This window comes from Roseibium sp. SCP15 (assembly GCF_040329435.1).
Classification (GTDB): Bacteria; Pseudomonadota; Alphaproteobacteria; order Rhizobiales; family Stappiaceae; genus Roseibium.
Window position 1 is genome coordinate 60,779 of the sequence record NZ_JBDZYI010000004.1, and the last position, 23,900, is coordinate 84,678.

Here is a 23,900-nt window from a genome sequence, read left to right on the forward strand (position 1 = left end):
AGTGATGTCCACTCCGCGGGTTTGTCCTGGCTAGTACGTCTGTTTCAGAGCGCTGTAGTCCCCACGAAGCTGAACACGAACGGTGATGTCCGAGCTGTCGCGATTGCGCCAAAACCAGCCGTGATTGCCGGTGAAAGCCGCGGTGAGAACACCCGTCTCTCCGATGGTTCCGCGTCCCTTTTCGTAAGTGATGTTCTGGCCGCCGCCGTCACCGTGAAGATCGAAATTGACGCGCCCGGCATCGGTGCTCCAGGAGAACTCCGCCGTTGCGCCCTCTTCCATGACCAGTTTCCATTCGATGCCTTCACCCGGTTCCAGCGTGAAGCTGAAATCGTCTTTCCAGGTTTCCTGGGCCTGAGCGGAAGAAACGAAGAGACCGAGCAGACCGTCGATCAAGTCTGACCGCTGGTCCTCTGCTTCTGAGCGCAGGCGGTCCTGTTCGGCTTCCCTGGCAAGCTCGGTCTTGATCTCGCCCATCTCCGCCAGGCCGATGGCGCGACCGATGCCCGTCGGGTCGATGTTGTATTCGGCCGGCATGACGATGGTCACCAGAATGACGAGCGCGGCGGCGAGTGCGAGAATGGTGGACCGGAGAAGCTGGGCCGAGCTCGGCAACTCGTCCCGGGTCGGTTTTTGTGCGTTGTACATGATTTTGATCTTTCAGATTCAGGAAGTGACGAAAAGGCCGGTGAGCTGGTAGCCCATGAGCAGGAAGCCCATGGACATCATCACCACGTTTGCCGTGTATGCATGGCGCCAGAAGCTGTGCGTACGCCGCCAGTAGCCCATGACGATCAGGATCGCGGCCAGGGCCAGAAGCTGGCCGATCTCGACACCGACGTTGAACGCAAGCAGGTTCGGAATCAGGCCTTCTTCGGCAATCTCATAGTCAAGGATTTTGGTTGCCAGGCCGATGCCGTGTATCAGGCCGAAGATCAGCGTTGCCGCCTTCGTGTCGGGCTGAAAACCGAACCAGCGCTGATAGGCGCCCAGATTGTCGAGTGCCTTGTAGACGACGGACAGGCCGATCAGCGTATCGATGATGTAGGGATTGACGTTCCAGCCGTAGTAGACCCCCAGCAACATGGTGGTCGAGTGGCCGATGGCAAACAGGCTGACATAGATCGCGACGTGCTGCATCCGGTAGAGAAAGAACACCACGCCGAACAAAAAGAGGATGTGGTCGTATCCGGTGACCATGTGCTTGGCGCCCAGATACATGAAGGGGATGATCTTGACCCCCCAGATTTCCTGAATGTAGCCGGCATCCCCTGCCGTCACATTGTGAGCTTGCGCAAGTGTGGCACTCAGGCCAAGCGCAAGCATGATCAGTGACAGGCGAACCACCTGGCGCAAAGCCAGCGTGCTCCACCCGTCCCGAAAGACGAGATTCATAACGTATTTCCATATTGTTGAATTTGATTGCGGAGGCCCGAGAGGGCAGGTCCGTCAGACCCGGGGAGGTCGTTCCAACAGGTAAATACGTGCCGGTCCGCCGTCGGATGGCGCAATCATCCAGTCGTCCCGGCCGAAATGTGCCGCCGGTCCGCCCGCAAGACGGGTCAGATCGACGGAATGATGATCATGATCCGCGACATCGTGCTGGTGACCGTGCATGGCCCACAGAATGTCGATTTCCTCTCCGTGAGAGTGGCCGTGATCTTCGATCATCTGCAGTTGATCCTGGACTGTTTTCAGGAGTTTCGGCGTATGTGCCACGGTGGGCGAAACGGACCAGGAGGCAATCGACAGGCAGACCAAAACGGTCAGCAGCCGTGTGCCAAGCGCAAACTTGCGGCAGATGCGTAGAATGCTTCCGCTCATATCCCGTCCGTTAAGAAATCCTGTCATCAGAATCAGGTCGCCCAATCCAATGGGCTGGTTGCTAGTTGCCAAATATGGCCAAACGAGGCCGCGCGGCAAGTCACGAGCAGCTGATTTCCAACAACCAAACCGCATGAGGCAGTCATATGGGTGTGCGGATCAGGCCTTGTACAGGTCAAGAGCTGCAAAAAGCATGATGAAGCCTCCGGCCAGACCGTCAAGAATGCGCGAAATCGTGCCGATGGCTGATCCGCCACGGGTGATCAGGGAAACAAGCAGTTTTCTGGCGACAACGGTCAAAACGGCAACGGTTCCAAGGGTGAATGCGATCCCCGCCAGCATTGAGGCCGCAAACATGAGACCTGCTTCGGGGATGCCGCGTGACAATGCCAGCACCATGACAAAAAGCGTCAGCGGGCAGGGAACGAGGCCGGCGGTCACCGCAACACCCAACCCTTCCCGCTCGGAGTGTTGGGGGCGTTTTCTGAAGGCCCGGAACAGCAGCCAGAACCCGATGACGAGCAGCAAGGACCTGCTCAGCATTTCCAGATCCGGTGCGCGGCCCGCCTGGGTGAGAGTGCGTTCCATCAGCTGAGAAGCGAACAGGGCAATGAATACGGCCATCAGTACATGTGTGGCCGCGAGGAGGGTCGAGACGGCAAGTGCCCGAAAGGCGCCATGGCGGGAGCCTGCAAGGTAAGAAACCAGAATGGTTTTGCTGTGGCCGGGGGTCAGGGCGTGAATGGCTCCGAACATGATGCCCGCCAGGGTCATGCTCAATAGCACTGTCCAGTCTCCCGACTGACCGAATTCGATCAGATACGCACGGACCGCATCGTTGATCCAGCGTTGCAGGGAGACCAGCAGGTCCATTCAGAGCCGCCCGTCAGGCCAGGTCGCATGCAGACTGTCGATCACAAACGGATGGGCGTGACGCTTGCCGGAGGCGTTGGCCAGGTGTGGATGATCACGTGGCAGTTCCGGGTGCTCGTGATAGAGAACCTTCTTGTCACCTGCGGGCCAGAGCCGTGCAGCCGACAGCACACCAACAACGGCTATTCCGGCAAGGGTGACCAGAGTGGTGGACAGGCTGGCGACACTGCCCAGCCAGCCGGCAAGCGGGTAGGTGATCAACCAGCAGCCATGTGACAAAGCGAATTGCGCGGCAAAGACCATGGGGCGGTCTTCCGCGTGAGCTGAGTTGCGAAGCAGCCTACCGGATGGCACGAGGACTGCCGATGTCCCAATCCCCATCAGGAACCAGGTGCCCAAAAGCAGAGGCCAGAGCTCGGTCTTCGCAACGGAAGCGACCAGCATGGCAAAACAGAGCAACCAGAGGGGCAGCGAAGCGGCCGCGATCAGCATGACCGGGCGGTCATTCAGATTGGACAGCAGCCTCGGAAGAGCGATGGCCATTACCATTGAACCACCGCCATAGGCCGCCATCGCCAAGGCTAGGTCCGCATCGGTCAGACCGAGATAGGATTTGACGATGACAATCGTGTTGACGATGACGATTGCACCTGAACTGGCAATGGTGAGATTTAATGCCAACAGCCCTCGAAGACGCGGGGTTCGCAGATAAATCTTCATTCCGTTTATCGTGCGCTTGAAGGGTGAAGCTGTCTGGACGCCTTTTGGCGATGGCAGTGTGACCGAGACCACCAGCAAAGCAGACAGCAGAAACCCGGCAACGGTGCCGCTGAAGAGCCAGTGAAAGCCGACCAGGCCGATAAGCGCTGCTGCGATCATCGGACTCAGCAGATTTTCAAGATCGTAAGCCATCCGCGAAAGCGAGAGGGCGTTGGTGTAGTCTTCTTCTTCCGGCAGAATGTCTGGGATCGTCGCCTGGAATGCGGGCGTGAAGGCGGCGGAAGCTGATTGCAGCAGCGCGATCAGGACGTAGATCTGCCAGACTGCATCTACAAACGGCAAGGCCAACGCCGTGCCGGCGCGCACCAGGTCCAGCACGACAAGATAGGTTCTGCGGGGAAAACGGGACGCAAACCCGGCGGCGACGGGCGACAGGGTGACATAAACGATCATCTTGATCGCCAGTGCGGTGCCGAGAACGGTGCCCGCATCAGCGCCTGCAAGATCATAGGCAAGCAACGCCAGTGCGACGGTCATCAGACCGGTTCCGAACAGGGCGATTACCTGGGCGGCGAAAAGATGCCGATAGGTACGATGAGCAAGAACGGATAACATTGATCAGTGGTGGCTTCGGGCTGGAGCTGACAATGCCTTGCTTGATAGCATCTTGCGGTACGCTCGGCCATACAGGCAATCGGCTCTGCGGTGTTGTCGCGCACCCGCCACTTAAAAAAAGAAGCGCCGATATTTTTCTAAGCGGCGCTTCGGTTTATCAGGTTATTCAGCAGTTTACCTGCCGTATTCCCGCGTCGGATTGCGGTAGATGGTGTGGTAATGGCCCAGTCCGCTGGCGCTTTGACCCACATTGCCACCGGTAGACAGCAGCTCGATAATCAGTGTTGGTCCCTGAATGCGCATATAGACCGGTGAGTTGACGTCATTTCCCCCAGTCCAGGCAAAACTGATCTGATCCAGTTCAGCCTCGATATCGGTCATGCGACGAGCTGCATTTTCATCCGGTTGGATCGTGACCCATTTGGCAATTGCATCAAGCAACAGGGTTTTCTGCTCATCGGTCATCCCGGCGGTGCTCAAGCCGATTATCGGAGGCACAAATCCGTCCTTGCCCGGACCGGTTCGGATATCTTCCGGGACGGATCCAGCGTCGGCTGCTGCCTGCTGATCGTCGTTAAGAGAGGCAAACACGGCGTGGCCGGCGTGATGCATGTCGACGACGGCTTCGTAGTCAATGCCGTCCAGCGTGAAGACCGCAGGCTCGGTGCCGACGAAGCTGGGCGACATGGTTTTCACGTTGCCGCCGTCAATGGACAGATTGAGACCAAGATGGTGTCCGCCGAACTGCCAGCCCCATGGGGCGTCCGCCGACGGGGTGCCGTAGAATGACAGCCAGTAGTTTTCCGGGTTCCATTTAAGGCGCTTTGCCCTGCTGTCGGTGCTCAGAAAGGCTTCGGCGGCCATAACATCCATAACACGCCGGTAGCCGTCCTCGCTCAGGGAAGATGCCAGGAACTCGAACAACTGCTTTCGCTGGTCGTCGGAAAGCTCTCCGACTGAAATGCCTATCCGGTTCACGATACCCGCGGGCAGGTTGGACCATTCGGAGCGCTCCTGTGCATCGAGTTCGAACATGAACTGCGCTTTGGTGGTCTCATCGAAGGTGGCGAGAAAGGCATTGGCGGCCTGGAGGGCAGCTGCTCCTCCCGCAGGCCCGTATGGCAGGTCATAATCCGGGATCGGAACCAGCTGCGTGTGTTCATGCACCGGCGCCTGATGGGCGACTGCCGGAAGAGATGCTGCGGCCAGAAAAGTCGCGATCAAAGCCGCGAAGAGCGCTTGAGGTTGAACATTCATCGTCATTTTCAGCTTTCTCACTTGCGTGCGATCACGCATCGTTGCTTTGGCAAAGTCGAGGCCAATGAGATTGGACAGCTGCCTGAAGAAGTTGCGGGCGTACCGGTCACAGGCCAAATTTCTCGGTGAGAATGTGACTGGACATGCCGCCATCGACAGTCAGATTTGCGCCGCGCAACCATTTGGCGTCGTCAGACAGAGCAAAGGCGACGATTGGCGCGATGTCCTGAGGGGTGCCGGGGCGATCCATGACCTTCATGTCCTCTTCGGCGCGTTCACCGAGCGTTTCCAGAAAATCTTTCAGAATCGGTGTTTCAACAGGTCCCGGGGAAACCGCATTCATGTTGATGTTGCGATTGCGCCAGGCCCAGCGCTTTTGAAGCGTCCAGACAATCAAGGCCTGTTTGCTCAGGAAATAGGAGCGAGCTTCGGAAGCGTTCAATCCCTCTTGCGCGCAGAAGGTTTCAATGTCGTCCTCTAGCCGGAGCGAAAGGGCACGTTTCACCTGTGCTACTTCGCTTTGCCAGTCGAATCCGGCAAGGGACGCCAGGTTAACAATCGATGCGCCATCCGCCAGTTTGGGGATGAGACCTTCAGTCAGATGGATCAGACCGGTCAGATTGACCCGCATTACCGTTTCGGCAGGGGCTGTCGGCGGGACACCGGCAATATTGGCGAGACCGTTTACCTCCCGCGGCAGAGCCTCGATCAGTTTCTCAACTGAGGCCGGGTCGCCGAGGTCTGCCAGATGGAAGACATCGACCTGTGCTGCCTCATTGCGATCCACGCCAATGACCGTCGCACCGGCCTCCTTCAGGATGCGTGCGGTTTCCGCTCCGATCCCGGAAGCTGCTCCGGTCACGATATAGGTCTTGTGCGCATGCATATCCGCCTCCTGATCAGATCGGGTAGTGCTGGTCAGGATCTTCGACCGTGATCCAGCGAACTTCCGTAAATTCGTTCAAACCATAGTTGCCGCCGAAACGGCCGTAGCCGGACGACTTGACGCCTCCGAATGGAATATGGGCTTCATCGCCAACCGTCGGTCCGTTGATGTGGCAAATGCCGCTCTGGATACGGTCGGCCAATTGCATGGCGCGGCGCGTGTTCCGGCTGAAAATTGCCGAAGAAAGACCGTATTGGGTGTCATTGGCGATATCGATCGCATGGTCCGCGTCTCGCGCCCGGATCATGGCCGTTACCGGTCCGAAACTCTCCGCGCTATAGAGTTCCATCTCCGGAGTGACCCTGTCGACGATGCTCGCCGGCATGATCGTACCTGCTTCTGGCGCACCGCCGCACAGGAGCTCTGCTCCCTTGGAAAGCGCGTCTTCGATCAGACGCCCGACATGGTCGACTGTGTCTCGATCAACCACCGATCCCAGATCCACCTGTTCCGTCGGGTGGCCCGGCACCAGTGCTTTTGCGCGTTCGGCGAAGGCTACAGCGAATTCATCGGCGATTTCGTCGACGACGACAACCTTCTCGGTCGACATGCAGATCTGTCCCTGGTTCATGAAGGCGCTGAAAATCGCACCGTCCACAGCCGCAGGAATGTCTGCATCTTCGAGCACGACAAACGGCGCTTTTCCGCCGAGCTCAAGCAGACAGGGTTTCAGGTGTTCGGCAGCACGTTTTGCGATGATCCTGCCGACCCGGGTGGAGCCCGTGAAGTTGATGCGTCTTGTGAGCGGATGGTCCACGAGTGCATTGACGACTTCCGGTGCGTCCTCGGAGGTGTGGGTGAGAATGTTCAGAACGCCTGCAGGCAATCCGGCCTCAACCATGCAGTCGCCTATGAGGCGATGCATTGCCGGGCACTTTTCCGAAGCTTTCAAGACCACGGTGTTTCCGCAGGCGATGGCCATGGCAAAAGAGCGCACCGCGAGAATGACCGGTGCGTTCCACGGCGCCATTCCAACGAGAACACCGACGGGCCGGCGCTGAGCCATCGAAAAGGTGCCGGGTTTGTCGGAGGGCAGAATCTCGCCCTTGACCTGTGTCACCATGGCCGCGGCATCGCGCAGGATGTTGGCCGCAAGTTTGACGTTGAAGCCGATCCAGGTACGTGTGCCGCCGGTTTCGGACATGCCCGCCTCGATGAAGCGACCGGCGTTCGCGTCCAGAACATCCGCAGCCCGGTTCAGGATCGCGCGACGTTTGGAAGGAAGTGTTTGCGACCAGGAACTGAAAGCCTCGGCGCATGAGGCAACTGCTATGTCGACATCTGCCTTGCGGGCGGCCGCAGCACGAGTCGCCAGATCACCCGTCATCGGGTTCCGGCGGTCGAAGGTCCCGCCTTCGGCGGCAGATATGTCCTCGTTGTCGATGAGCAGTCCAGTTTCCATCGAAGCGTCCCTTCCGTGGGGTTCGTGTGAGCTAGGTTTCGTTGAATAGTTCCGTGTAGACGAGGGTTTGATTGGCGTGTTCACGCATCATTGCCTCGGCCCGCTGACTGTCGCGTTTGGAAATCGCGTCGTGGATCAGCCGGTGCTGCATGTTGCCGAAGCGCAACCGCATCAGTTCCTGCTCGGCGTTTTCTTCCTTGAAGACAACCGAACCCAGTTTGATCATGGGCAACGTTTCCATGCGGTCGAAGGCAAAGCTGACATACGGGTTGCCGCACTGGCGCATGATCGTTTCATGAAAGGTGATGTTGCCTTCCTGGTAACGCTCGATCCTGGCGTTCAGGCTCATGTCACCGGTCAGGGCCTCGTCCATCTCTTCGATGACGTTTAGAAGCAAGGCATCGATCTTGTCCGACATGCCCGATTTGGCCAGGGTGGAGGCCCCCAGCCCTTCCAGCACACCGCGCACCTCATAGGCGCGCTTGATGTCGCCGAGATTGAATTCCTGAACGGTAAAGCCGCGACCTTCGCGTTTCTTGATGAGACCTTCGACTTCAAGTGCGCGCAGGGCCAGACGCGCAGGTGTCCGGGAGACATCGAACATGTTGGCGACGCCAACTTCGCTGATCTTCTCTCCGGGTTTCAACCTGCCGTCCATGATCATGCTGTGCAGCACTGTCACAAGCCGTTTGTCCGATTGAGCGTTTTCCATACCTGGGACCTGTCTGATGATTTTCGTATCCATTTTTAGCAGATCGCCGTCCTTTCGAAGCACTCAATTATGTATCCATATTTTCGAAATAGCAGCATTTTTTCGGCTGATAAAGGATTTTTCTTGCCAATATTGAAGAATTATGGATACAAAGTTAGTGGTCATGAACGAGATGCTGTTTTCTCTGACCAATTGGGAGGACCAGATGAAGCGACGTAATTTTCTTGCACTTGCAGGTGTCTTGACCGCAGGTCTGATGTCGACATCGGCACTGGCGGCGGATCCGATTAAGTTCGGTGTGGTTTCGCATCTGACCGGGCCATTGGCCGGGGGCGAGGCCGTGACCCACATACCGAACATCGAGTTGTGGGTGCAGCAGGTTAACGACCGGGGCGGTTTATCTGTCGGTGGTGAAAAGCGGCCGATCGAGATCGTGACTTACGACGACAAGACCAATCCGGCTGAACACATCAAGGCGGTTCAGCGGCTTGCGACCCAGGACAAGGTGGATTTCATGCTGTCGCCATATGGCACAGGGTTTAATCTGGCTGCCGCGCCGATCTACGCCAAATACAATTATCCTTTGATTGCAGTGAGCTCGATTACCGACGAGATCGAGGAGCTCACCGAAAGGTTCCCGAACATGTTCTTCACCCTGGGCAGCACGTCCGGGTTTGTTGACGGCGTGGTGACCACACTGACGAAACTGCGCGAGCAGGGCGTCATCGGCAACAAGGTCGCCATGGTCAACGTTGCAGACGCTTTCGGGATCGAGCTGGCCGACACGGCCCGGCCGAAGTTTGTCGAGGCAGGATTTGAAATTGTCTATGACAAGTCTTACCCGCTTGGAACACCTGATCTGTCACCAGTGGTAAAAGGGGCGAAGGCGGCGTCTCCCGATGCATTTGTCGCCTGGTCCTATCCGCCGGATACATTCGCACTCGCGGAGCAGGCCATCATCGAGGATCTCGATGTGGGAGCCTATTACTCGGCGGTGGCGACCGCCTTCCCGGCATTTTCGAAGAAATTCGGCGGCAAGATCGAAGGGGTGCTTGGAGCTGGTGGCGTCAATCCCGATACGCCAGCCATGCAGGAGTACCGGAATGCGCACGAGGAAGTGACCGGAAAGGTCCCGGATTACTGGGCCTCGGCAACTTACTACGCACAACTGCAGATCCTGGAACAGGCGATTGAAGGCGTCGGTGAGATCGATCAGGCTGCCGTGATCGACTACATCAAGGCGAACGAGTTCGACACGGTCATCGGTCCTGTCAAATTCGACAAGCACAACAATTCGGACCGGTACTGGTCGGTTGGTCAATGGCGCGACGGCCAGTTCCGTGCGGTTGCTGACACCGGGATGGGCGACAGCGCCGACCCGGTTGCCAAAGAAGGTTGGAACTAACGGTTCCCGAAGGGCCGGCAACACCAGCCGGCCCACCCAATTCCGAGAAAGGTAAAAGCACGATGGACATCGTGATCTCTGGCCTGTTGCTGGGGGGCTCCTATGCGCTCATCGCCATGGGGCTCAATCTGCAATACGGGGTCGCCCGCATCATGAACCTTGCCAATGGTGAACTTCTGGTGCTTGGGGCTCTGGCCGCGTTCTGGGTTTTCACCACCACCGGCATGAGCCCGCTGGTGACGCTTTTTGCTGTCGCCATACTGGGTTTTGCAGGCAGTTGGGCGGTCTACAGGGTCTTTTTGGTACCTCTGGTGCGCCGCTCCGCCAATCAGGGGCAGTTGGAGGTGGATTCGATTCTTGCCACATTCGGCATGAGTTTCTTTCTCGTCGGCGTGATGGTGTCCATCCACTCGGAGTATTTCACCTACTCGTTTCTGGCCTCGCCGGTTGCGCTGCTCGGCACAACGGTTGCCCTGAACCGGTTGGTCGCCTTCTGTTTCGCGGTGCTGATCGGTGGCGGGCTTTATCTTTGGCTCAACCGGACGAGAGCCGGATTGGCTGTGCGCGCGGTTGCGGTCAGCCCGGAAGCGGCCGGTCTGGTGGGGATTAATGTCGACCGGGTATCGGCCCTCGCCTTCGCCGTTGGCGGCATGGTCACGGGAGTTGCCGGCGTTCTGGTCTCGACTTTCATCACGCTGGATGCCTCCGTCGGTGTGATCTTCACCATGAAGGCGCTGATTATCGTGATCATGGGCGGCGTCGGCGATATCCGCGGTTCCATCATTGCCGCGCTTATCCTCGGAATGGTGGAATCCGCGGTTGCAACGCTGATCGACCCGGGCCTGACGCTGGCGTCGGCCTATCTGATCTTCCTGCTCATTCTTCTTTTCCGCCCACAGGGCCTTTTCGGGCGGAGGGCCGCATGACGCAGTCAAACCTGCTGCCGCTCGTTCTGGGCGTGCCGATTGTCGCGGCTGCGGCTGTGCTGCCGCTCCTGGTTGATGGGTATTGGCTGTCTGTGGCCGTCTATGTCCTGATGTATACCGCGCTTTCCACCAGCTGGGCGCTGTTTTCCGGCCCGACACGATACATTGCCCTGTCCACGGGCGCCTTCTTCGGTGTCGGCGGATACCTGGTCGGAACAGGCATGAGCGACTACGAGCAGAGTTACTGGACCATGCTGGTGATCGCACCGATTGTCGCGACCATCCTGGCCGCGCTGATCGGACTCGTCACCTTGCGTCTTTCCGGCGTCTATTTCGTTATCTTCACGCTTGGCCTTGCGGAGATGATCCGCAATCTCGTCAGCTGGGTGCAGAACAATTTCCTTGGTTCCCGCGGTCTTTACGTTCTGACGGACCTGACCGAGGTGCACATTTACTGGATGCTGCTTGCGATCACGGCAGCGGTATTTCTGTTCGGATGGCTGCTGGGCCGGTCGCGATTGGGATTTGCCTTGCGCATTCTCGGCAATGACGAGCAGGTCGCCCAGCATGTCGGCATCGACACCGCGCAAGCCAAGGTTATCCTGTTCATGACGACCGGCTTCTTTGCCGCTCTGGTCGGTGCCGTGGTTGCTCCTCGTTACTACTACATCGAACCGAATGTGGTCTTTTCTCCGGAACTCAGCTTCCTGGTCGTGATCATGGCGCTTCTGGGAGGAATTCACCGCCTGTGGGGGCCTCTCCTCGGTGTGATTCCGTTCACGCTCTTATGGGAGGTCATCACGATCTATCTCCCGAATGCCACCACAATGGCGCTTGGGATCGCTTTCCTGCTGATTGTCTATTTCATTCCGCACGGTGTTGTCGGTCTGGCAGAAAAATTCTTGAAGCGAGGTGAGGCATGACCCCGGGCGAGCCTGTTCTTTTTGTCCGGGATGTGACCAAGCGCTTTGGCGGCCTGGTTGCGGTGGACGCTGTTTCATTCGACGTGAGAGAGCATGAAGTGATGGGGTTGATCGGGCCGAACGGGTCCGGAAAATCAACCACGATGAACCTCATTTCCGGTGCCCTTAAGGCGACATCCGGCTCAATAGTTCTCAATGGTCATGAGCTGACAAGGGCCAAGACTTTCGAGAACGCCAGGTTCGGTGTGTCACGAACCTTTCAGCTTGTGCGGATCCTGCCGGGATTGAGTTTGAGCGAGAATGTCATTGCAGGCGGTGTCTTCGGTCACAAGAGGCGCTGGGGACGCGAGGTCACGGAGTTTGCCGAAAGCCTGTTGGAGCGGGTTGGGCTTGCAGACAAGATCGGCTTGAGCGTCGACAGCCTGACTTACATTGATCAGAAGCGTCTCGAACTCGCACGCGCACTTGCCGGGGAGCCGGAAGTTCTTTTGCTGGACGAGTGGCTTGCCGGACTGAACCCGACCGAATTGCGCACTGGCATAGACCTTATCGGATCGCTCCGCTCGGAGGGCCGGACAATCATTCTGGTGGAACATGTGATGGATGCGATCCGGTCGCTGTGCGACAGGTGTGTCGTGATCAATTCGGGCAGGAAGATCGCCGAAGGTACGCCGGTTGAGGTTCTTTCGGATGCGGCTGTCATCCGGGCATATCTGGGAGAGGGCTGATGCTGGAAATACGCAACCTCACTGTGGCTTATGGCCTGCATCAGGCACTTCACGGTGTCAGCCTGAAAGTGGACTTGAGTGAAATCGTGGTCATGCTCGGTGCAAACGGGGCGGGCAAGAGCTCGCTCTTGCGGGCAATTGCCGGGATCAGCGAAGGCAAGGTGGACGGCGACATCAGTCTGGATGGTCGCGATCTGCGGGCATTGAAATCCGATGGGGTCGTAGAGGCCGGCATTGCCTTCGTGCCGGAAGGGCGCGGTATTTTCGGTGACCTGACCGTATGGGAAAACCTGCTTTTGGGAGCCTATCTTCCGAGGGCGCGTGAAAAGCAGGACAAGAACCTGAGAACCGTGCTTGAACTCTTTCCCAAGCTCGCGGAGCGGCGGAACCAGATTGCCCGGACCATGTCGGGCGGCGAGCAGCAGATGGTTGCGATTGGCCGGGCGATCATGTCGGATCCGAAGATCCTGATGCTGGACGAGCCTTCGCTGGGTCTGTCACCGTTGCTGTGCCAGGAAATGTTCCAAAGCCTCGCCCATATCAAGGAAAGCGGCATGGGTGTGCTGCTGATCGAACAGAACGCCAAGCAGAGCCTGGCAATTGCAGGCCGGGGTTATCTGATCGAGAACGGTGTCATCACCGGAGAGAATTCCGCAGAAGCAATGTTGAACGATCCAGCCGTGCAGGCGGCTTATCTGGGCGGAACCTGAGTTCGGGCCCCTGATCTCTTGACCCTGCCTTGTTGAAGACAGTGATGCGGTCAGGGCGTGGCTCCCGGCGCTGGTATCCAATGCCGGGAGCTGCAAATAAACAACGTTTAGCTGTCAGGCTGCAGTCTCAACCTCACCTGAATTTTCTTCGATTTCCTTCAGCAGCCGTGACAGCTTGACCTTCGGGTCGAGTTCGGGATTGGTGATGTGAGTGAGCATTTCCGACACGCTTGCTTCAATCCGCTTTGCATCAGCCACAGCCATGCCGTGAAAAACAAACGGCCGCAGGTAGGTCATGCCGGCCAGCAAGGCGGTCTGCTGGAACGGTTTCAGCAACTCATCCATCGAAAAATTGTTGTAACCGCCCGCGTGGTAGCTGTCGGCGGGGCCGCCGGTCGAGACGAGGATGACGAGTTCGCGGCCTTTCAACTTGTCGCCGCCCGGGCCATAGGCAAAGCCGTTGCCAAGCGTCTGATCCATCCAGGCCTTCAACACGGGTGGCGCGGAGTACCAGTAGAACGGAAACTGAAACACAATTCGCTCATGTGCGAGCAACAATGCCTGCTCGATTTCCAGGTCGAATGTCATGGTGGGGCCGCCAATTCTGCTCAGATCACGGGTGGTGACGCCGGGAGCCGAGGCCAGTGCGTCGAACCACTGCCGGTTGATTTGAGATTTTGACAGGTCCGGATGTGCTGTAAGGACGAGTGTTTTCATTGTTTTTTTTCTTCTTTGACGGGTGTTGCGCTGTAACGGGTAATGAGCGGTTGCCCATCCGGCCGCAGGACGTACTGCCATTGCTCACGAACCTTCATTTCGACGCAGCTGCCATTCTTGAGACGGGCGCGGAACAGGACTTCAAAATCTGCGCTGCTCCTGCCAGCTGAAATCTTGCTGACATGGTGTTCTGTGGGCGCTTCAAAACTTTCCAGAACGCCCGCGTACCAATCGAGAAAGCGTTCATGTCCGCTCAAGGACACCGAGACGTCGGGCATGTTCCATTCGACATTCGGATCGAGATCCTCGAGAAAAGCCTCTGGAGGATCCAACCGATCAAAGCGCTGGAACCAGTCGGTGATGAAAGCTCTCATCGCAGCTTCATTGCTCATCGGGGCAGTCTCGCTCTTGTTCACCAGGGAATTTTCTTGCGGTCGCGGAAGAAACCGCCGGTTGGACCATTGTCCGGCAGCATTGCAAGCCAGATCGCTGTATCCGCGCCTTGTTCGGGAGAACGCGACGCCGAAGCGCCGCCCATGCGGGTGCGCACCCAACCCGGGCACATTGCATTGACCTTCACGTCGGGAGGCAATGTACGGGCTGTGGCGACGGTCAGGGCATTCAGAGCTGCCTTGGCCGCACCGTACGCGCCAGGGCCTGACACGCCATCTGAGAAGGCTCCCCAACCGGAGGAGACATTGACCACCCGGCCATAGTTCCTTTGCATCATGTGCGGGACCAGATGATGCATCAGCAGGTACGGTCCATGAACCATGACGTCCATGGATCTGCGAAATTCTTCGGCGTCCTGCAAGAAGTTGCCGTAAGCCAAAACTCCGGCGTTGTTGACCAGAATATCAATCTGTCCGACGGCTTTGGCAGCGTCTTCAATGCTGTTCGGATCGGCGACATCCAGTTCCAGAGCCGAAGCGCCAATTTGGCGCGCTGCCACCTTGCCGGCCGCAAGGTCGCGAGCTCCCAGCATGACTTCGACGCCCTGCACCGCGAGGCCTATAGCTATTGCGAAGCCAATCCCCCGGTTGGCTCCTGTTACCAGTGCGCGTTTCATGATGAACACTCAGTCTGCGTATTGAAGGGACATTCGGGTGATCTTTCCTTCCGGGTTCCACCAGTAGGAGTAATGAACCACCCAGGACAGCCAGTTGACTTCCGTTTTGGCGAAACCTTCTGACGTCTCCAGTATCTTTCGATGCTTGAAGGTTTCCCCGTTGGCGATCACTTCTCGCAGGGCCCATGCCCTGATGGCGTCATGACCCTGGAACTCGCGCGAGACATCGATCATCGTGGCGTCCGGAATGAAACAGGCCATGTAGGCATCGATGTTCATTTCGTTTGTGCTGCTCTCGTAGCAGGCAATCGCAGCAGGCAGCTCGTCTGCCGTTACTGGTTGCACCGAGAGCAAGAGCGTCACTAGACACCGTTTCAGCATTGGATCACGCTCCTCACGTTGTGTTGTGTTACCGGGCTTCGGCCTTGACACGTTCCATCGCGAGGGCTGGGAGCTCGGGATTGCCAAGCTGAGCCCGGAGGTTGGCGCGCATGAAGGTTATCTTCCAGCCGGAACCGGTCCTGATCAGTTCGTGCTGGTAGTCGCCGATAAAGACCCAGGTATCCTCGCCCTCGTTTTCCAGAATGTGAGTGGCGTAGATGTTGGACGTGGTGGTTGCCCGATCGCCGTCGATGCTCACGCTTTCGGTGCCCATCAAGTGATGTGTGCGGTCGTAACCCGGTAGCACGGTTTGCCATGCCCCCACGATTTCCGCTGGCAGCAGGGTCGGTAGATCGGAGGACGTGCCAGCAGATGCATTGGCGTAGGAGGTGTAGTCGAGCACCGCCCCGTCCGGATGAAACTGAGCGGCGACCCTGTCCCAGTCTCCCTGGTCGGCATAGTAGCCGACATTGTTGATTGCGTTCAGCACCTGCTGTTCGTCGGAGATATCGGCGACAGCGGAGGTGGCGCCTGCCAGAAGCAGCGCGACGGTAGTGATTGCTTTCATGAGTACGATCCTCGATTAGGCGGCTATGCGCTTCTGTGCGAGTGCAGGCAGTTCGGTGTTGCCGCTCTGGTACTTGAACAAAAAGGTCAATGAGGAAATCCGCCAGGTTTCGGCGGTTTGCGTAAGGCCGATTTCATAGTTGCCGAATACGGTCCAAAGCTCTCCCGCTGCCGCTTCACTTATCCGATGTGTTGCAGTGACGTTGGCGCGGACATGCGCCTCGGGACCTTCAACTTCGATGATCAGTGGACCCAACTGGTGTTGTGTGGCGTCGAAGCCAGGCAGGACTTGTTGCCAGCCATGCAGGATATCTGTTGGCCTCAAATCGGCAGCTGGACCAGCGCCATAGCTGGAGTAATCCAGACGCATCGGATCGTTCATGAAGGTCCTTGCCGCAACCCAGTCACGGTTGTCGACGGCCTCGAAAAAACGCACTACGGCATTGATGATGTCTTGAGACATGAGTCAGTCCCCGTCTGAAGCTTTTGAGTGAAAAGGGCGATTACCTTGCAAGGCGCTCAGGCACCGGAGCCAGCTGGTATTGCGACCAGAAGAACGTGTTGGCGGCGTCCTGATCGGCGCTGAGATTTGTGGCCTCGACAATCTTGCCGTTCTCGATCCGGTAGACCAGGGCCCATGTCGTGTCGACATTGGGTTTGCCGTCTGCGTTGGACCAGCCGCGGTGAATGTCCACCACATGGGTCTCGTCCGCGCCGAAATAGATCGGATCGGCCTTGAAGCCAGCTGTGCCGAGTTGTTCAAAAAATGCCAGGACTTCATCGCGGCCGTTTTTGGTTCCCGAAAGCGGGTGGCGGCCTGGGATGTGCCATTGGACATTCTCGTCCATGACAGCTGCTATCGCCTCCAGATCTCCTGCGCCATAGGCGGCGAAAAAGTCCTGCACGACCTTGATGTTTTCGTCTGGTGAAGCGGCCATTGCGTTTGCTCCTGCCAAAAGTGCTGCTGCCAAGGTTGCTGTTCGAGCGAAAGTCTTCATCGTGCTGCTCCCGGTGTTTCTGATTATGTGTTGAGAAAGTCGGCCACGGCGTCAGACGCCGTTCTGACGACGTCCTTGCGATCGTAAAAGTCGAACTGGGTTACATCTTCGCCGAGCCAGAGCTTCTCCAAAGGAGCCCGGGTGCGGTCTTCATAAGCTGCTGCACCAGCAGGAAGTGCGATGGAAGGAGAGCCAACCAACAGGATCGGTTTGGTAAGACGATCGGCGGAAGTCTGGGCGTCATAGGTGAGCCAGGGCTTCCAACTCGCGATGGAAAAACGGTTGTCATATTCGGAAATCAGGCCCCGGTCCTCTTCAGTATAGTAAGGCGCCTGAAACATGACCGACTTCTGATCTGTCGCGCTTGCTGCCAAGAGGACGGTTTCTGCCGCCCCGGGAGCTTCGCTGGCGGCGATCAGTGAGGCGACTGTTTCTGCACCGCCGTAGATACCTTCAGCCATCTCGGGTGTGTGGAGCCAAGGCGCGACCAGCGCGACTTTTGCCAGCAGGTCGCTGTCTGCAACCGCCGAGGCCATGTAGCCGGATGAGGCGCAAACACCCAGTCCGGAAATCCGAGAAGCATCAACCAGGTCGAGTTCGGCCAAGAAACGGGATGCAGCATGAATGTCTGCGGTTTTGACTTCCGGGTTCTCGACATAGCGTGGGGTGCCACTGCTTTCACCCCAGCCGGTGAAGTCGAAAGCAAGCGCTACGAAGCCTCTCGAAGCCAGTTCACGCGCATAGGTGCCGGCCATCTGTTCCTTGACGGTCGTCCAGGCCCCAGTGACGATTACGGCCGGGAGGGCGTCGACTTGGCCGGCCGGTACGAAGAGAGTTCCCTTCAACTCATTTCCATTGCTTGGAAACCGGACTGTTTGCACAGAGATGCCGCTGATTTCCGGAGTGTTCTGAAGGTCTAGGTGCTGCTTGCCCATTGATATTTCCTCATGGAGCTTGCCGTTTGAAAGCTATGAGGGAAATCTAGTTAGGTGCTCTGTTTTTGATAATATCCAGAAATAGCAGTACATTCATGTATCAAATCTAATAATAAAACCGATTTGCGGGACAACATGCGACTTCCTCTGGCGACCTTGGAGATCTTCACCGCGATTGCCCAGTACGGTAGCCTGAAGGCGGCTGCGGACGCATTGGGCCTCAAGCCGTCCACGGTCAGCCACCAACTCAAAAGCCTGGAAGAACGCCTCGGAACCGCGCTGTTTATTCGCACGACAAGGTCAATCAATCTGACCGAGGCTGGTCGGGCCCTGTTGAAGGGGACGGCACCTGCGTTTCATCAGATATCGGATGCTGTTGAAAGTGCCCGGGCAACCGGACACGAACCCCGCGGCACCTTGAAACTGGCGATCCCGGAGTTTGCCTATCACCTGCTGGTCGCAAAAACCTTGCCCCAGTTCCGGGCGGCCTATCCTGAAATCGATATAGAGTTGTCGCTGACGGATGCGCTCGAAGACATTCTCGAGGCAGGGATGCATGCCGGCATTCGATTGGGAGATATTGTAGCGCAGGACATGGTGGCGGTGAGATTGTCACCCCGGATGAAGCTGGCTGTGGTCGGGGCTCCGGATTACTTTTCGCGCCAAGGCAAACCCCAGCTTCCGGAGGATCTGTTCTCGCATGAGTGTATCCGCTATCGCTTTCATAGTTCGGGGCGGCTCGCGGCCTGGAACTTTCAGGGCGATGACGGAGACTACGTCGTTGAAGTATCCGGAAAGCTGATCGTCAACTCTCTCCCGGTGGCTGTTGATGCTGCTCGGCGCGGTGAGGGGCTGATCTTCGTTCTGCATGATTATGTTGCGCAGGAAATTGCTGACGGAAGTCTTGTGCCCGTACTGCAGGAACATCAGTCTCACACACCCGGTTTCTACTTCTATTTTCCGCGCGAGTACCGGTCCATGACTGCGCTCAGACTGTTTCTGGATCTGCTTCGGAACAGCTCGGAAACCGAAGGAAGGGGAGCAACTGAAAGGTCATCGACTGTCGGATGACGTCGTCTTTCATCAACAACGGAAGCTGGAGGTGACCTTACAGGCCGTTGGTGATCATGGCCGAACGGATTTCGGCAACTTCGCTCGACAGGAAATCGCAAAAGTCCTTGGCGACGATGGAACTCGGCCGATGCGCCGGTGTCAGGATGGAGAAACTGTTTTGAATGCGCGGGCGAAATGGCCGAAAGACGATCATGGGTGGGCCGTTGCGGTTTCCCGCAGCTTCCTGTGCCTTGTACGCAGTGATCATGTCGCAGATGAGCGCGCATTGACCTGCCTCCACGAACCTGAGGCCAGGATAGGCGGACCGCAGCTCGAAGCGCTGATTGAAGTTTGCACCGGCATCGTGAAAACGCGCCAGCGCCTGCTTGTGGCTCCGGTGTTCGGAATGGAGCATCGCCAGCGGATAGCCGTCGAGATCCGCAGGAGTGATGACTTCCTTTGATGCCAGCGGATCGGTCGCAGGTACCGCACACATGCATTCCAGATCGAAATCGATCTGATCGAAGGAATTGCGGACCAACGGTGTTTCGGAAAACCCGATATCAAATTGTCTGGCAGCGATAAGTTCTTCAATTTCGGACGGGGCCCGGCTGACAAGCGCGACTTTTACACTCGGCTTGTCTGCCAGGAAGCGAGACAGGCTATCGGGTAGAAAGCTGACAACGGCTTCCGGTGTGCCGACGATCCGCAGCTGTCCGTGTTCGCGATTGGCCAGACCACGCAGAGTGCGCTTCGAAATCTCCAGTCGCCTCAGGATGGCTTCGGCTTCTTCCAGGAAAAACTCGGCTTCCGGTGTCGGGACCAGGCGGCCTTGTTCGCGGACGAATAGCTTCAGTTCAAGCTCGGTCTCCAGCCCGGCAATGGTCGAGCTGACGGCCGGTTGGGTCCGGCCGAGAGTGCGGGCTGCCTCGGAAATCGATCCACTGCGCATCACCTCGCGAAAAGTCGCCAGTTGCCGAATTGACAGATTCATTGTTGGACGAGAGCCGTTCTCCGGAAAAAATCGTGATTACTGTGTCTCTTAATTGGAGCTAGGTCAACTGCATGAAATATAGGATTTAGTCTGATGCAGAATAAAGTGCTCCTTAGTCGATTTTTACTGCACTCATTTCTGTTCTGATGCCCCTGTACTGGGTTTTTCTGCTTACGTGTCGGTAAGCTTGCCTCGTTGGTTTGAGGATATATTTTGTCCAGCGGGTCAATTGTTATACTATTCTTCCTGCCAAAGCCGATCCAGATCATAAGTTGCAACATCCTCAAGCAACTCAATGAAGCCTCTGGCCGCATGATCCAGCGATCTGCGGCCCTTCTCGGCGGTTGCCATGGATGCATTGCCGAGCGCCCCGGTCGGGTTGAGGTCCTGTGCCTTCCAGCCGAACTGGGCTTTGCCGTGGCCCCGGAGGTGCTTGAACTCCCGCAGGAACCGTTGTTGCTCTGATGTGAAGTCTTCCGCCTGATCCATGCGGACAAGGTCCGGTCGCAGGTGCAGCATCAAGGAGGTTTCTATATCTCCGCCGTGAATTCCGTAGGAAAATTCGTCTTCCGGAAACAGCCCGTCCGGCTGGCCGAAACGCAGCCAGTTTGTCGCCGTAACCAGCATGTCGTGCTTGACCCGGAGTTCCCGGGCGACGATGTCGAGAATGGGGACATTGCCGCCGTGGGAATTGATCAGCACCATTTTTCGAATTCCGGCTCGCCTGACGCTCTCACCGATTTCGATCCAGCAACGGGTAACGGTGTCCCAGGAAAGGGTAAGCGTGCCCGGAGAAGATATGTGCTCATCCGACTTGCCGACTGCCTGAATGGGAAGAAAAGTGACAGGCAAGCTATCTGGAAGCAATTCAAGCACGCGGTTGATCTGACCTTCCGCAATGGCGGTATCCGTTGAGAGTGGAAGATGCGGGCCGTGTTGTTCAATTGCCGCCACAGGCAAGACAGCGATCCAGTTCTTGCGGTTGGGGGCCTGGAAGTCGGTTGTCGTCATGTCGTGCCAGAAACGCTTGGGCAGCATTGCTTGATCCTGTCTTGGAGGCGATTGCCGGATTTGCTTGGCATAGCAACACAGCTCTGACAAGGGGATCGGTTGAAAGGTGGTTACAGCGGTTGATCACGAACAAATGATAGGGATGTCTTAACCAGCGTTAAGAAATTGCTGACGTCTTTTCCCGAAAATGCGGTCAATGATTGGCGCGCTCTTGTCCAATGCACCGGCCAATCTGTTGAGAAACAACGGCGTCGCCGGTGATACGGGACCTGGTACTGGAGAAACTTCCTCCGACCGGGACGGGGCAAGTGCGCGCGAAAGCCTGGCAAGTCCACGCAACTCCGCGCGTCAGGCAAGGGGTGTTCCGGTTCTGACACCTCAAGCGGTGCTGGCGCTACAGGAAGCCGATCAATCGGAAACGTCCAAGGGCCGTTCAACTGCTTCGGGTTCCGAAGCGCAGTCAGACAATGACAATGCCGAGGAGGCGGGCGGAAATCAGGGATCGGCCACCGGCGCTGCCGCAGGTGGCAGTGGCCAGAGTGCGACCGCTGCTCAGCCTGCGCAACAGAAAGATTCTGAAAAGGAAGAGGACTCTGACGGCGATGGTCTGAACGAAGCGGAGGAAAAGCAGGTCAAGGAACTTGCCAAGCGGGATCGCGAAGTCCGTGCTCACGAGCAGGCGCACGCTCGGGTGGGCGGAGCCTATGCGAGCGCACCTACCTACACTTTCCAGCAAGGACCGGACGGCAAGCGTTACGCAATTGGTGGAGAGGTTCAAATCGACACCGCGAAAGAACGGACGCCAGAGGCCACGATCCGCAAGATGCAGATTGTCATTCGAGCAGCAACTGCGCCGGCCGAACCCTCTTCCCAGGATCTGAAGGTGGCGCAGCAAGCCCGATCGCAGCTGAGCGAGGCACAGGCTGAGCTGCGACAGCAAAAGGCCAAGGAACTGAAAGGCGAGGACGAGGACAGCACCGGTCCGGCCTCTCCGGAGGCTGGAGGGAACCCGGATGGTGGATCCGAAGCGCAGGCCAAAAACGGTGAAGCAGAAGAAAACACTTCCGCAAACTCTTCAGGTTCCTCAGAAGAGGGCAGTTCCGACGACTCTCTGAAAAGATCAAATGCAATCGCTGCCTATCTGGAAGCCGCGAACAGTGAAAATGACGCCCAGTCCCTGTTCAACGCCCTCGTGGCCTGATTGCGCTTGAGAAAGCCGGAAAGGCGTGACAAAAGGAGCGTCTTACCGGGCACTAGGCGCCCCAGAATTCAGGTCATGACATGCAAGCTATTGCCGCACGCCGGGTCGTCTCGGCGATCTTTTTCATGTGCGGAACCTTCGTTGGTCTCTGGGCATCGCGCATCCCGGACATCAAGGCCGCAACCGGTCTGGATGAAGGCGGTTTCGGGGTGTTGCTGCTTGTCATGGCCTGTGGTGCATTTGTCGCCTTTCCGTTTACGGGGCATTGGGTAGACCGTCTCGGGGCAGCACCGGTTGCCAAGTTCCTCGCCGCGGCGACAGCTGTCAGTTTCCTGGCCGTCGGCCTGGCTCCAACAACGCCGTTCCTGACTGTCGCGCTTTTCCTGGCCGGATTTTCCTTCGGTGGGCTTGACGTTTCCATGAACGGTTGGGGGGCGGAGGTCGAAACGAGCCTCGGCCGTCCGATCATGTCTTCATTTCATGGCCTCTACAGTCTTGGGGCCGGGCTTGCAGCTGCCGCCGGTGGTTTCGCGATCGAGCTCGACCTAAGTGTTTCAGAACACTTTAGACTATGGAGCGCTCTTTCCGTTCCGTTTCTGGTCTGGTTTTACCGTCAAGCCTGGCCGAAAGCTGAACCGGCAAGCGATACCAAGAAGAAGGCACCCCTGTTTGCGGTGCCCAGGGGGGCGCTCGTCCTTGTCGGACTGATGGCCCTGTGTGCGGCGCTTGGTGAAGGGGCTGTCACCGACTGGGCAGCGCTCTACCAGATCGAGGACCTTGGCTATTCCGAAGCGATCGCGCCGACAGCATTCACCGTTTTTTCCATTGCGATGGTGATCATGCGGTTGTCCGGTGACAAGGTGATCGCCCGTTTCGGCCCCGTGCCTGTTGCGCGTCTCAGTGGGGTGGTTGCATTCCTGGGGTGTCTTTTGCTGATCTCCGGCATCAATATCTGGGCGGTTTGGGCCGGCTGTTTCATCATGGGGCTGGGCTACGCGGTTCTTTTCCCGCTGGCCATGTCACGCGCGGCGAGCGATCAGAACATGTCGAAGGGGGTGGCGCTCGCCTCCGTCGCGACGCTTGGCTACGGAGCTTTCCTGTTCGGACCGCCCTTGCTCGGATTTGTCGGAGATGCGTTTTCGCTCAGGGCATCCTTCGCAGTTGTTGCCCTGTTGACCCTGGCGCTTCCGTTCCTGGCTGCATCGCTAAAAGTGCGGGCCTGAGGACTGTTCCCGGCTAAGCAATGGTCGATATCCGGATTGCTTAGATGGGAAAGTGCCTTCAACCCAAAGTCCTGTTTCGAAAAACATGTATTTTTTGCGAACTGTCATTTGACGGTTAAATAACCTCGTTAGGGTTGCGCCACATTACTGAAGTTTTTGATTCGAATTGAATTGGGTACGGGTAGGGGCGATGGCTTTTAACTACAAGAAGAGCATTACTTTTCGTCTGGTGCAGGCGGCAAAAGCGCAACGTGCCCGCTCCGGAGCCCATCTCATGCGGATAGGATTGCATCCGGGGCAGGAGCTGGTGCTGAAAGTGCTTGCCGACTCCGATGGACGGACAATGAGCCAACTTGCACTGGCACTCGGCGTTCAGCCGCCAACCGTCACCAAAATGGTGACCCGTCTGTCCAGTCAGGGTTATGTCAGCCGCCGCGTCTCCGACACGGATGGGCGTCTGGCGCGTGTCTATCTGACGGATGAGGGCCGGGATCTGGTCGCCTCCGTGGACAAGGCCTGGAAACGGCTGGAGCGTGAAGCGATGTCTGGTCTTGATGACAAGGACCGCAAGAAGTTGCGCAAGCTCCTGCGGCAGGTTGAGAAGAATCTCTCGGTTTCGGTGGACGATGATCCGGAGCATGAAGCTGATCTTGAGGACGACGCTCCTGAAGCCAGCGGCAAGAACAAAGAACTCACCGCCGCCTGAGATC

General features: G+C 57.5%; 28 protein-coding genes. 9 read left to right on the forward strand and 19 right to left on the reverse strand.

Going from position 1 to position 23,900, the window contains the following annotated elements; genetic code table 11:
- Nucleotides 1-30 precede the first annotated feature (30 nt).
- From ABLO27_RS20115 to ABLO27_RS20155, 9 genes are all read right to left on the reverse strand, one after another.
- A complete protein-coding gene (locus ABLO27_RS20115; RefSeq protein WP_353035157.1) occupies nucleotides 31-648 on the reverse strand; it encodes a transmembrane anchor protein in 618 nt (205 codons plus the stop codon).
- An 18-nt stretch (nucleotides 649-666) separates the two neighbouring features.
- Nucleotides 667-1,326, reverse strand: a complete 660-nt coding sequence (locus ABLO27_RS20120; RefSeq protein WP_417714826.1) for a HupE/UreJ family protein — start codon at nucleotides 1,324-1,326, stop codon at nucleotides 667-669.
- A 123-nt stretch (nucleotides 1,327-1,449) separates the two neighbouring features.
- A complete protein-coding gene (locus tag ABLO27_RS20125) occupies nucleotides 1,450-1,824 on the reverse strand; it encodes a hypothetical protein (protein ID WP_353035161.1) in 375 nt (124 codons plus the stop codon).
- 159 nt (nucleotides 1,825-1,983) lie between these two features.
- Complete coding sequence (locus ABLO27_RS20130) at nucleotides 1,984-2,697, reverse strand: ABC transporter permease (protein WP_353035163.1); 714 nt, start codon at nucleotides 2,695-2,697, stop codon at nucleotides 1,984-1,986.
- A complete protein-coding gene (locus ABLO27_RS20135) occupies nucleotides 2,698-4,032 on the reverse strand; it encodes an MFS transporter (RefSeq protein WP_353035165.1) in 1,335 nt (444 codons plus the stop codon).
- Nucleotides 4,033-4,206: 174 nt separating this feature from the next.
- Nucleotides 4,207-5,295: a DUF3500 domain-containing protein gene (locus ABLO27_RS20140; RefSeq protein ID WP_353035167.1), complete on the reverse strand. Its 1,089-nt coding sequence runs from the start codon at nucleotides 5,293-5,295 to the stop codon at nucleotides 4,207-4,209.
- A 100-nt stretch (nucleotides 5,296-5,395) separates the two neighbouring features.
- On the reverse strand, nucleotides 5,396-6,175 hold the full coding sequence (locus ABLO27_RS20145; RefSeq protein ID WP_353035169.1) for a coniferyl-alcohol dehydrogenase: 780 nt from the start codon (nucleotides 6,173-6,175) through the stop codon (nucleotides 5,396-5,398).
- 13 nt (nucleotides 6,176-6,188) lie between these two features.
- On the reverse strand, nucleotides 6,189-7,637 hold the full coding sequence (locus ABLO27_RS20150; RefSeq protein WP_353035170.1) for an aldehyde dehydrogenase: 1,449 nt from the start codon (nucleotides 7,635-7,637) through the stop codon (nucleotides 6,189-6,191).
- Between the two features lie 31 nt (nucleotides 7,638-7,668).
- The gene (locus tag ABLO27_RS20155) at nucleotides 7,669-8,382 is read right to left on the reverse strand and encodes a GntR family transcriptional regulator (RefSeq protein ID WP_353035172.1); all 714 of its coding nucleotides are present in this window, start codon (nucleotides 8,380-8,382) and stop codon (nucleotides 7,669-7,671) included.
- Nucleotides 8,383-8,554: 172 nt separating this feature from the next.
- Here ABLO27_RS20155 and ABLO27_RS20160 point away from each other — a divergent pair, with 172 nt between their 5' ends.
- The 5 genes from ABLO27_RS20160 to ABLO27_RS20180 all read left to right on the forward strand — a co-directional run bounded on the left by ABLO27_RS20160 (nucleotide 8,555) and on the right by ABLO27_RS20180 (nucleotide 13,041).
- Complete coding sequence (locus tag ABLO27_RS20160; RefSeq protein ID WP_353035173.1) at nucleotides 8,555-9,754, forward strand: amino acid ABC transporter substrate-binding protein; 1,200 nt, start codon at nucleotides 8,555-8,557, stop codon at nucleotides 9,752-9,754.
- A gap of 62 nt (nucleotides 9,755-9,816) precedes the next feature.
- Entirely contained in the window at nucleotides 9,817-10,680 is an 864-nt protein-coding gene (locus tag ABLO27_RS20165) for a branched-chain amino acid ABC transporter permease (protein WP_353035174.1), read from the forward strand.
- Nucleotides 10,677-11,603 carry a branched-chain amino acid ABC transporter permease gene (locus ABLO27_RS20170; RefSeq protein WP_353035176.1) on the forward strand — a complete coding sequence of 309 codons (927 nt, stop codon included), beginning with the start codon at nucleotides 10,677-10,679 and terminating at the stop codon, nucleotides 11,601-11,603. The genes ABLO27_RS20165 and ABLO27_RS20170 overlap by 4 nt, the downstream gene beginning before the upstream one ends.
- Nucleotides 11,600-12,331, forward strand: coding sequence for an ABC transporter ATP-binding protein (locus ABLO27_RS20175; protein WP_353035178.1), 732 nt, complete (start codon nucleotides 11,600-11,602; stop codon nucleotides 12,329-12,331). Before ABLO27_RS20170 ends, ABLO27_RS20175 begins: the two co-directional genes overlap by 4 nt.
- Nucleotides 12,331-13,041: an ABC transporter ATP-binding protein gene (locus tag ABLO27_RS20180; protein ID WP_353035180.1), complete on the forward strand. Its 711-nt coding sequence runs from the start codon at nucleotides 12,331-12,333 to the stop codon at nucleotides 13,039-13,041. Before ABLO27_RS20175 ends, ABLO27_RS20180 begins: the two co-directional genes overlap by 1 nt.
- Nucleotides 13,042-13,155: 114 nt before the next feature.
- Here ABLO27_RS20180 and ABLO27_RS20185 read toward each other — a convergent pair whose 3' ends face one another.
- The 8 genes from ABLO27_RS20185 to ABLO27_RS20220 are packed head-to-tail and all read right to left on the reverse strand — an operon-like array spanning nucleotide 13,156 to nucleotide 17,708.
- Nucleotides 13,156-13,758: an NAD(P)H-dependent oxidoreductase gene (locus ABLO27_RS20185; protein WP_353035181.1), complete on the reverse strand. Its 603-nt coding sequence runs from the start codon at nucleotides 13,756-13,758 to the stop codon at nucleotides 13,156-13,158.
- On the reverse strand, nucleotides 13,755-14,150 hold the full coding sequence (locus tag ABLO27_RS20190) for a nuclear transport factor 2 family protein (RefSeq protein ID WP_353035183.1): 396 nt from the start codon (nucleotides 14,148-14,150) through the stop codon (nucleotides 13,755-13,757). Before ABLO27_RS20190 ends, ABLO27_RS20185 begins: the two co-directional genes overlap by 4 nt.
- A gap of 20 nt (nucleotides 14,151-14,170) precedes the next feature.
- The gene (locus ABLO27_RS20195) at nucleotides 14,171-14,827 is read right to left on the reverse strand and encodes an SDR family NAD(P)-dependent oxidoreductase (protein ID WP_353035185.1); all 657 of its coding nucleotides are present in this window, start codon (nucleotides 14,825-14,827) and stop codon (nucleotides 14,171-14,173) included.
- A 9-nt stretch (nucleotides 14,828-14,836) separates the two neighbouring features.
- The gene (locus ABLO27_RS20200; RefSeq protein WP_353035187.1) at nucleotides 14,837-15,208 is read right to left on the reverse strand and encodes a nuclear transport factor 2 family protein; all 372 of its coding nucleotides are present in this window, start codon (nucleotides 15,206-15,208) and stop codon (nucleotides 14,837-14,839) included.
- Nucleotides 15,209-15,236: 28 nt separating this feature from the next.
- Nucleotides 15,237-15,776, reverse strand: coding sequence for a nuclear transport factor 2 family protein (locus tag ABLO27_RS20205; protein ID WP_353035189.1), 540 nt, complete (start codon nucleotides 15,774-15,776; stop codon nucleotides 15,237-15,239).
- Nucleotides 15,777-15,791: 15 nt separating this feature from the next.
- A complete protein-coding gene (locus tag ABLO27_RS20210) occupies nucleotides 15,792-16,238 on the reverse strand; it encodes a nuclear transport factor 2 family protein (RefSeq protein WP_353035190.1) in 447 nt (148 codons plus the stop codon).
- A gap of 40 nt (nucleotides 16,239-16,278) precedes the next feature.
- Complete coding sequence (locus ABLO27_RS20215; protein WP_353035192.1) at nucleotides 16,279-16,773, reverse strand: nuclear transport factor 2 family protein; 495 nt, start codon at nucleotides 16,771-16,773, stop codon at nucleotides 16,279-16,281.
- Nucleotides 16,774-16,796: 23 nt separating this feature from the next.
- Nucleotides 16,797-17,708 carry an alpha/beta hydrolase gene (locus ABLO27_RS20220; protein WP_353035194.1) on the reverse strand — a complete coding sequence of 304 codons (912 nt, stop codon included), beginning with the start codon at nucleotides 17,706-17,708 and terminating at the stop codon, nucleotides 16,797-16,799.
- Nucleotides 17,709-17,843: 135 nt separating this feature from the next.
- Between ABLO27_RS20220 and ABLO27_RS20225 the strand changes: the two genes are divergently transcribed.
- On the forward strand, nucleotides 17,844-18,779 hold the full coding sequence (locus ABLO27_RS20225) for a LysR family transcriptional regulator (RefSeq protein ID WP_353035196.1): 936 nt from the start codon (nucleotides 17,844-17,846) through the stop codon (nucleotides 18,777-18,779).
- A 37-nt stretch (nucleotides 18,780-18,816) separates the two neighbouring features.
- Here the strand turns inward: ABLO27_RS20225 and ABLO27_RS20230 are convergent, their stop codons facing one another.
- Together ABLO27_RS20230 and ABLO27_RS20235 are read right to left on the reverse strand one after the other, a co-directional pair.
- On the reverse strand, nucleotides 18,817-19,755 hold the full coding sequence (locus tag ABLO27_RS20230) for a LysR substrate-binding domain-containing protein (RefSeq protein ID WP_353035197.1): 939 nt from the start codon (nucleotides 19,753-19,755) through the stop codon (nucleotides 18,817-18,819).
- Between the two features lie 237 nt (nucleotides 19,756-19,992).
- Nucleotides 19,993-20,793 (reverse strand): creatininase family protein, encoded by an 801-nt coding sequence (locus tag ABLO27_RS20235; RefSeq protein WP_353035199.1) that lies wholly within the window; start codon nucleotides 20,791-20,793, stop codon nucleotides 19,993-19,995.
- A gap of 169 nt (nucleotides 20,794-20,962) precedes the next feature.
- Here ABLO27_RS20235 and ABLO27_RS20240 point away from each other — a divergent pair, with 169 nt between their 5' ends.
- The 3 genes from ABLO27_RS20240 (at nucleotide 20,963) to ABLO27_RS20250 (ending at nucleotide 23,896) form a co-directional block, all read left to right on the forward strand.
- A complete protein-coding gene (locus ABLO27_RS20240) occupies nucleotides 20,963-21,967 on the forward strand; it encodes a putative metalloprotease CJM1_0395 family protein (RefSeq protein ID WP_353035201.1) in 1,005 nt (334 codons plus the stop codon).
- An 80-nt stretch (nucleotides 21,968-22,047) separates the two neighbouring features.
- The gene (locus tag ABLO27_RS20245) at nucleotides 22,048-23,190 is read left to right on the forward strand and encodes an MFS transporter (protein WP_353035202.1); all 1,143 of its coding nucleotides are present in this window, start codon (nucleotides 22,048-22,050) and stop codon (nucleotides 23,188-23,190) included.
- A gap of 190 nt (nucleotides 23,191-23,380) precedes the next feature.
- Nucleotides 23,381-23,896, forward strand: coding sequence for a MarR family winged helix-turn-helix transcriptional regulator (locus ABLO27_RS20250; protein WP_353035203.1), 516 nt, complete (start codon nucleotides 23,381-23,383; stop codon nucleotides 23,894-23,896).
- Nucleotides 23,897-23,900: the final 4 nt, after the last annotated feature.

Coding starts and splice junctions, on each gene's coding strand:
- ABLO27_RS20115 (WP_353035157.1), bottom strand. CDS start 648: ATGTACAACGCACAAAAACCGACCCGGGACGAGTTGCCGAGCTCGGCC.
- ABLO27_RS20120 (WP_417714826.1), bottom strand. CDS start 1,326: ATGCTTGCGCTTGGCCTGAGTGCCACACTTGCGCAAGCTCACAATGTG.
- ABLO27_RS20125 (WP_353035161.1), bottom strand. CDS start 1,824: ATGAGCGGAAGCATTCTACGCATCTGCCGCAAGTTTGCGCTTGGCACA.
- ABLO27_RS20130 (WP_353035163.1), bottom strand. CDS start 2,697: ATGGACCTGCTGGTCTCCCTGCAACGCTGGATCAACGATGCGGTCCGT.
- ABLO27_RS20135 (WP_353035165.1), bottom strand. CDS start 4,032: ATGTTATCCGTTCTTGCTCATCGTACCTATCGGCATCTTTTCGCCGCC.
- ABLO27_RS20140 (WP_353035167.1), bottom strand. CDS start 5,295: ATGACGATGAATGTTCAACCTCAAGCGCTCTTCGCGGCTTTGATCGCG.
- ABLO27_RS20145 (WP_353035169.1), bottom strand. CDS start 6,175: ATGCATGCGCACAAGACCTATATCGTGACCGGAGCAGCTTCCGGGATC.
- ABLO27_RS20150 (WP_353035170.1), bottom strand. CDS start 7,637: ATGGAAACTGGACTGCTCATCGACAACGAGGACATATCTGCCGCCGAA.
- ABLO27_RS20155 (WP_353035172.1), bottom strand. CDS start 8,382: ATGGATACGAAAATCATCAGACAGGTCCCAGGTATGGAAAACGCTCAA.
- ABLO27_RS20160 (WP_353035173.1), top strand. CDS start 8,555: ATGAAGCGACGTAATTTTCTTGCACTTGCAGGTGTCTTGACCGCAGGT.
- ABLO27_RS20165 (WP_353035174.1), top strand. CDS start 9,817: ATGGACATCGTGATCTCTGGCCTGTTGCTGGGGGGCTCCTATGCGCTC.
- ABLO27_RS20170 (WP_353035176.1), top strand. CDS start 10,677: ATGACGCAGTCAAACCTGCTGCCGCTCGTTCTGGGCGTGCCGATTGTC.
- ABLO27_RS20175 (WP_353035178.1), top strand. CDS start 11,600: ATGACCCCGGGCGAGCCTGTTCTTTTTGTCCGGGATGTGACCAAGCGC.
- ABLO27_RS20180 (WP_353035180.1), top strand. CDS start 12,331: ATGCTGGAAATACGCAACCTCACTGTGGCTTATGGCCTGCATCAGGCA.
- ABLO27_RS20185 (WP_353035181.1), bottom strand. CDS start 13,758: ATGAAAACACTCGTCCTTACAGCACATCCGGACCTGTCAAAATCTCAA.
- ABLO27_RS20190 (WP_353035183.1), bottom strand. CDS start 14,150: ATGAGCAATGAAGCTGCGATGAGAGCTTTCATCACCGACTGGTTCCAG.
- ABLO27_RS20195 (WP_353035185.1), bottom strand. CDS start 14,827: ATGAAACGCGCACTGGTAACAGGAGCCAACCGGGGGATTGGCTTCGCA.
- ABLO27_RS20200 (WP_353035187.1), bottom strand. CDS start 15,208: ATGCTGAAACGGTGTCTAGTGACGCTCTTGCTCTCGGTGCAACCAGTA.
- ABLO27_RS20205 (WP_353035189.1), bottom strand. CDS start 15,776: ATGAAAGCAATCACTACCGTCGCGCTGCTTCTGGCAGGCGCCACCTCC.
- ABLO27_RS20210 (WP_353035190.1), bottom strand. CDS start 16,238: ATGTCTCAAGACATCATCAATGCCGTAGTGCGTTTTTTCGAGGCCGTC.
- ABLO27_RS20215 (WP_353035192.1), bottom strand. CDS start 16,773: ATGAAGACTTTCGCTCGAACAGCAACCTTGGCAGCAGCACTTTTGGCA.
- ABLO27_RS20220 (WP_353035194.1), bottom strand. CDS start 17,708: ATGGGCAAGCAGCACCTAGACCTTCAGAACACTCCGGAAATCAGCGGC.
- ABLO27_RS20225 (WP_353035196.1), top strand. CDS start 17,844: ATGCGACTTCCTCTGGCGACCTTGGAGATCTTCACCGCGATTGCCCAG.
- ABLO27_RS20230 (WP_353035197.1), bottom strand. CDS start 19,755: ATGAATCTGTCAATTCGGCAACTGGCGACTTTTCGCGAGGTGATGCGC.
- ABLO27_RS20235 (WP_353035199.1), bottom strand. CDS start 20,793: ATGCTGCCCAAGCGTTTCTGGCACGACATGACGACAACCGACTTCCAG.
- ABLO27_RS20240 (WP_353035201.1), top strand. CDS start 20,963: ATGATTGGCGCGCTCTTGTCCAATGCACCGGCCAATCTGTTGAGAAAC.
- ABLO27_RS20245 (WP_353035202.1), top strand. CDS start 22,048: ATGCAAGCTATTGCCGCACGCCGGGTCGTCTCGGCGATCTTTTTCATG.
- ABLO27_RS20250 (WP_353035203.1), top strand. CDS start 23,381: ATGGCTTTTAACTACAAGAAGAGCATTACTTTTCGTCTGGTGCAGGCG.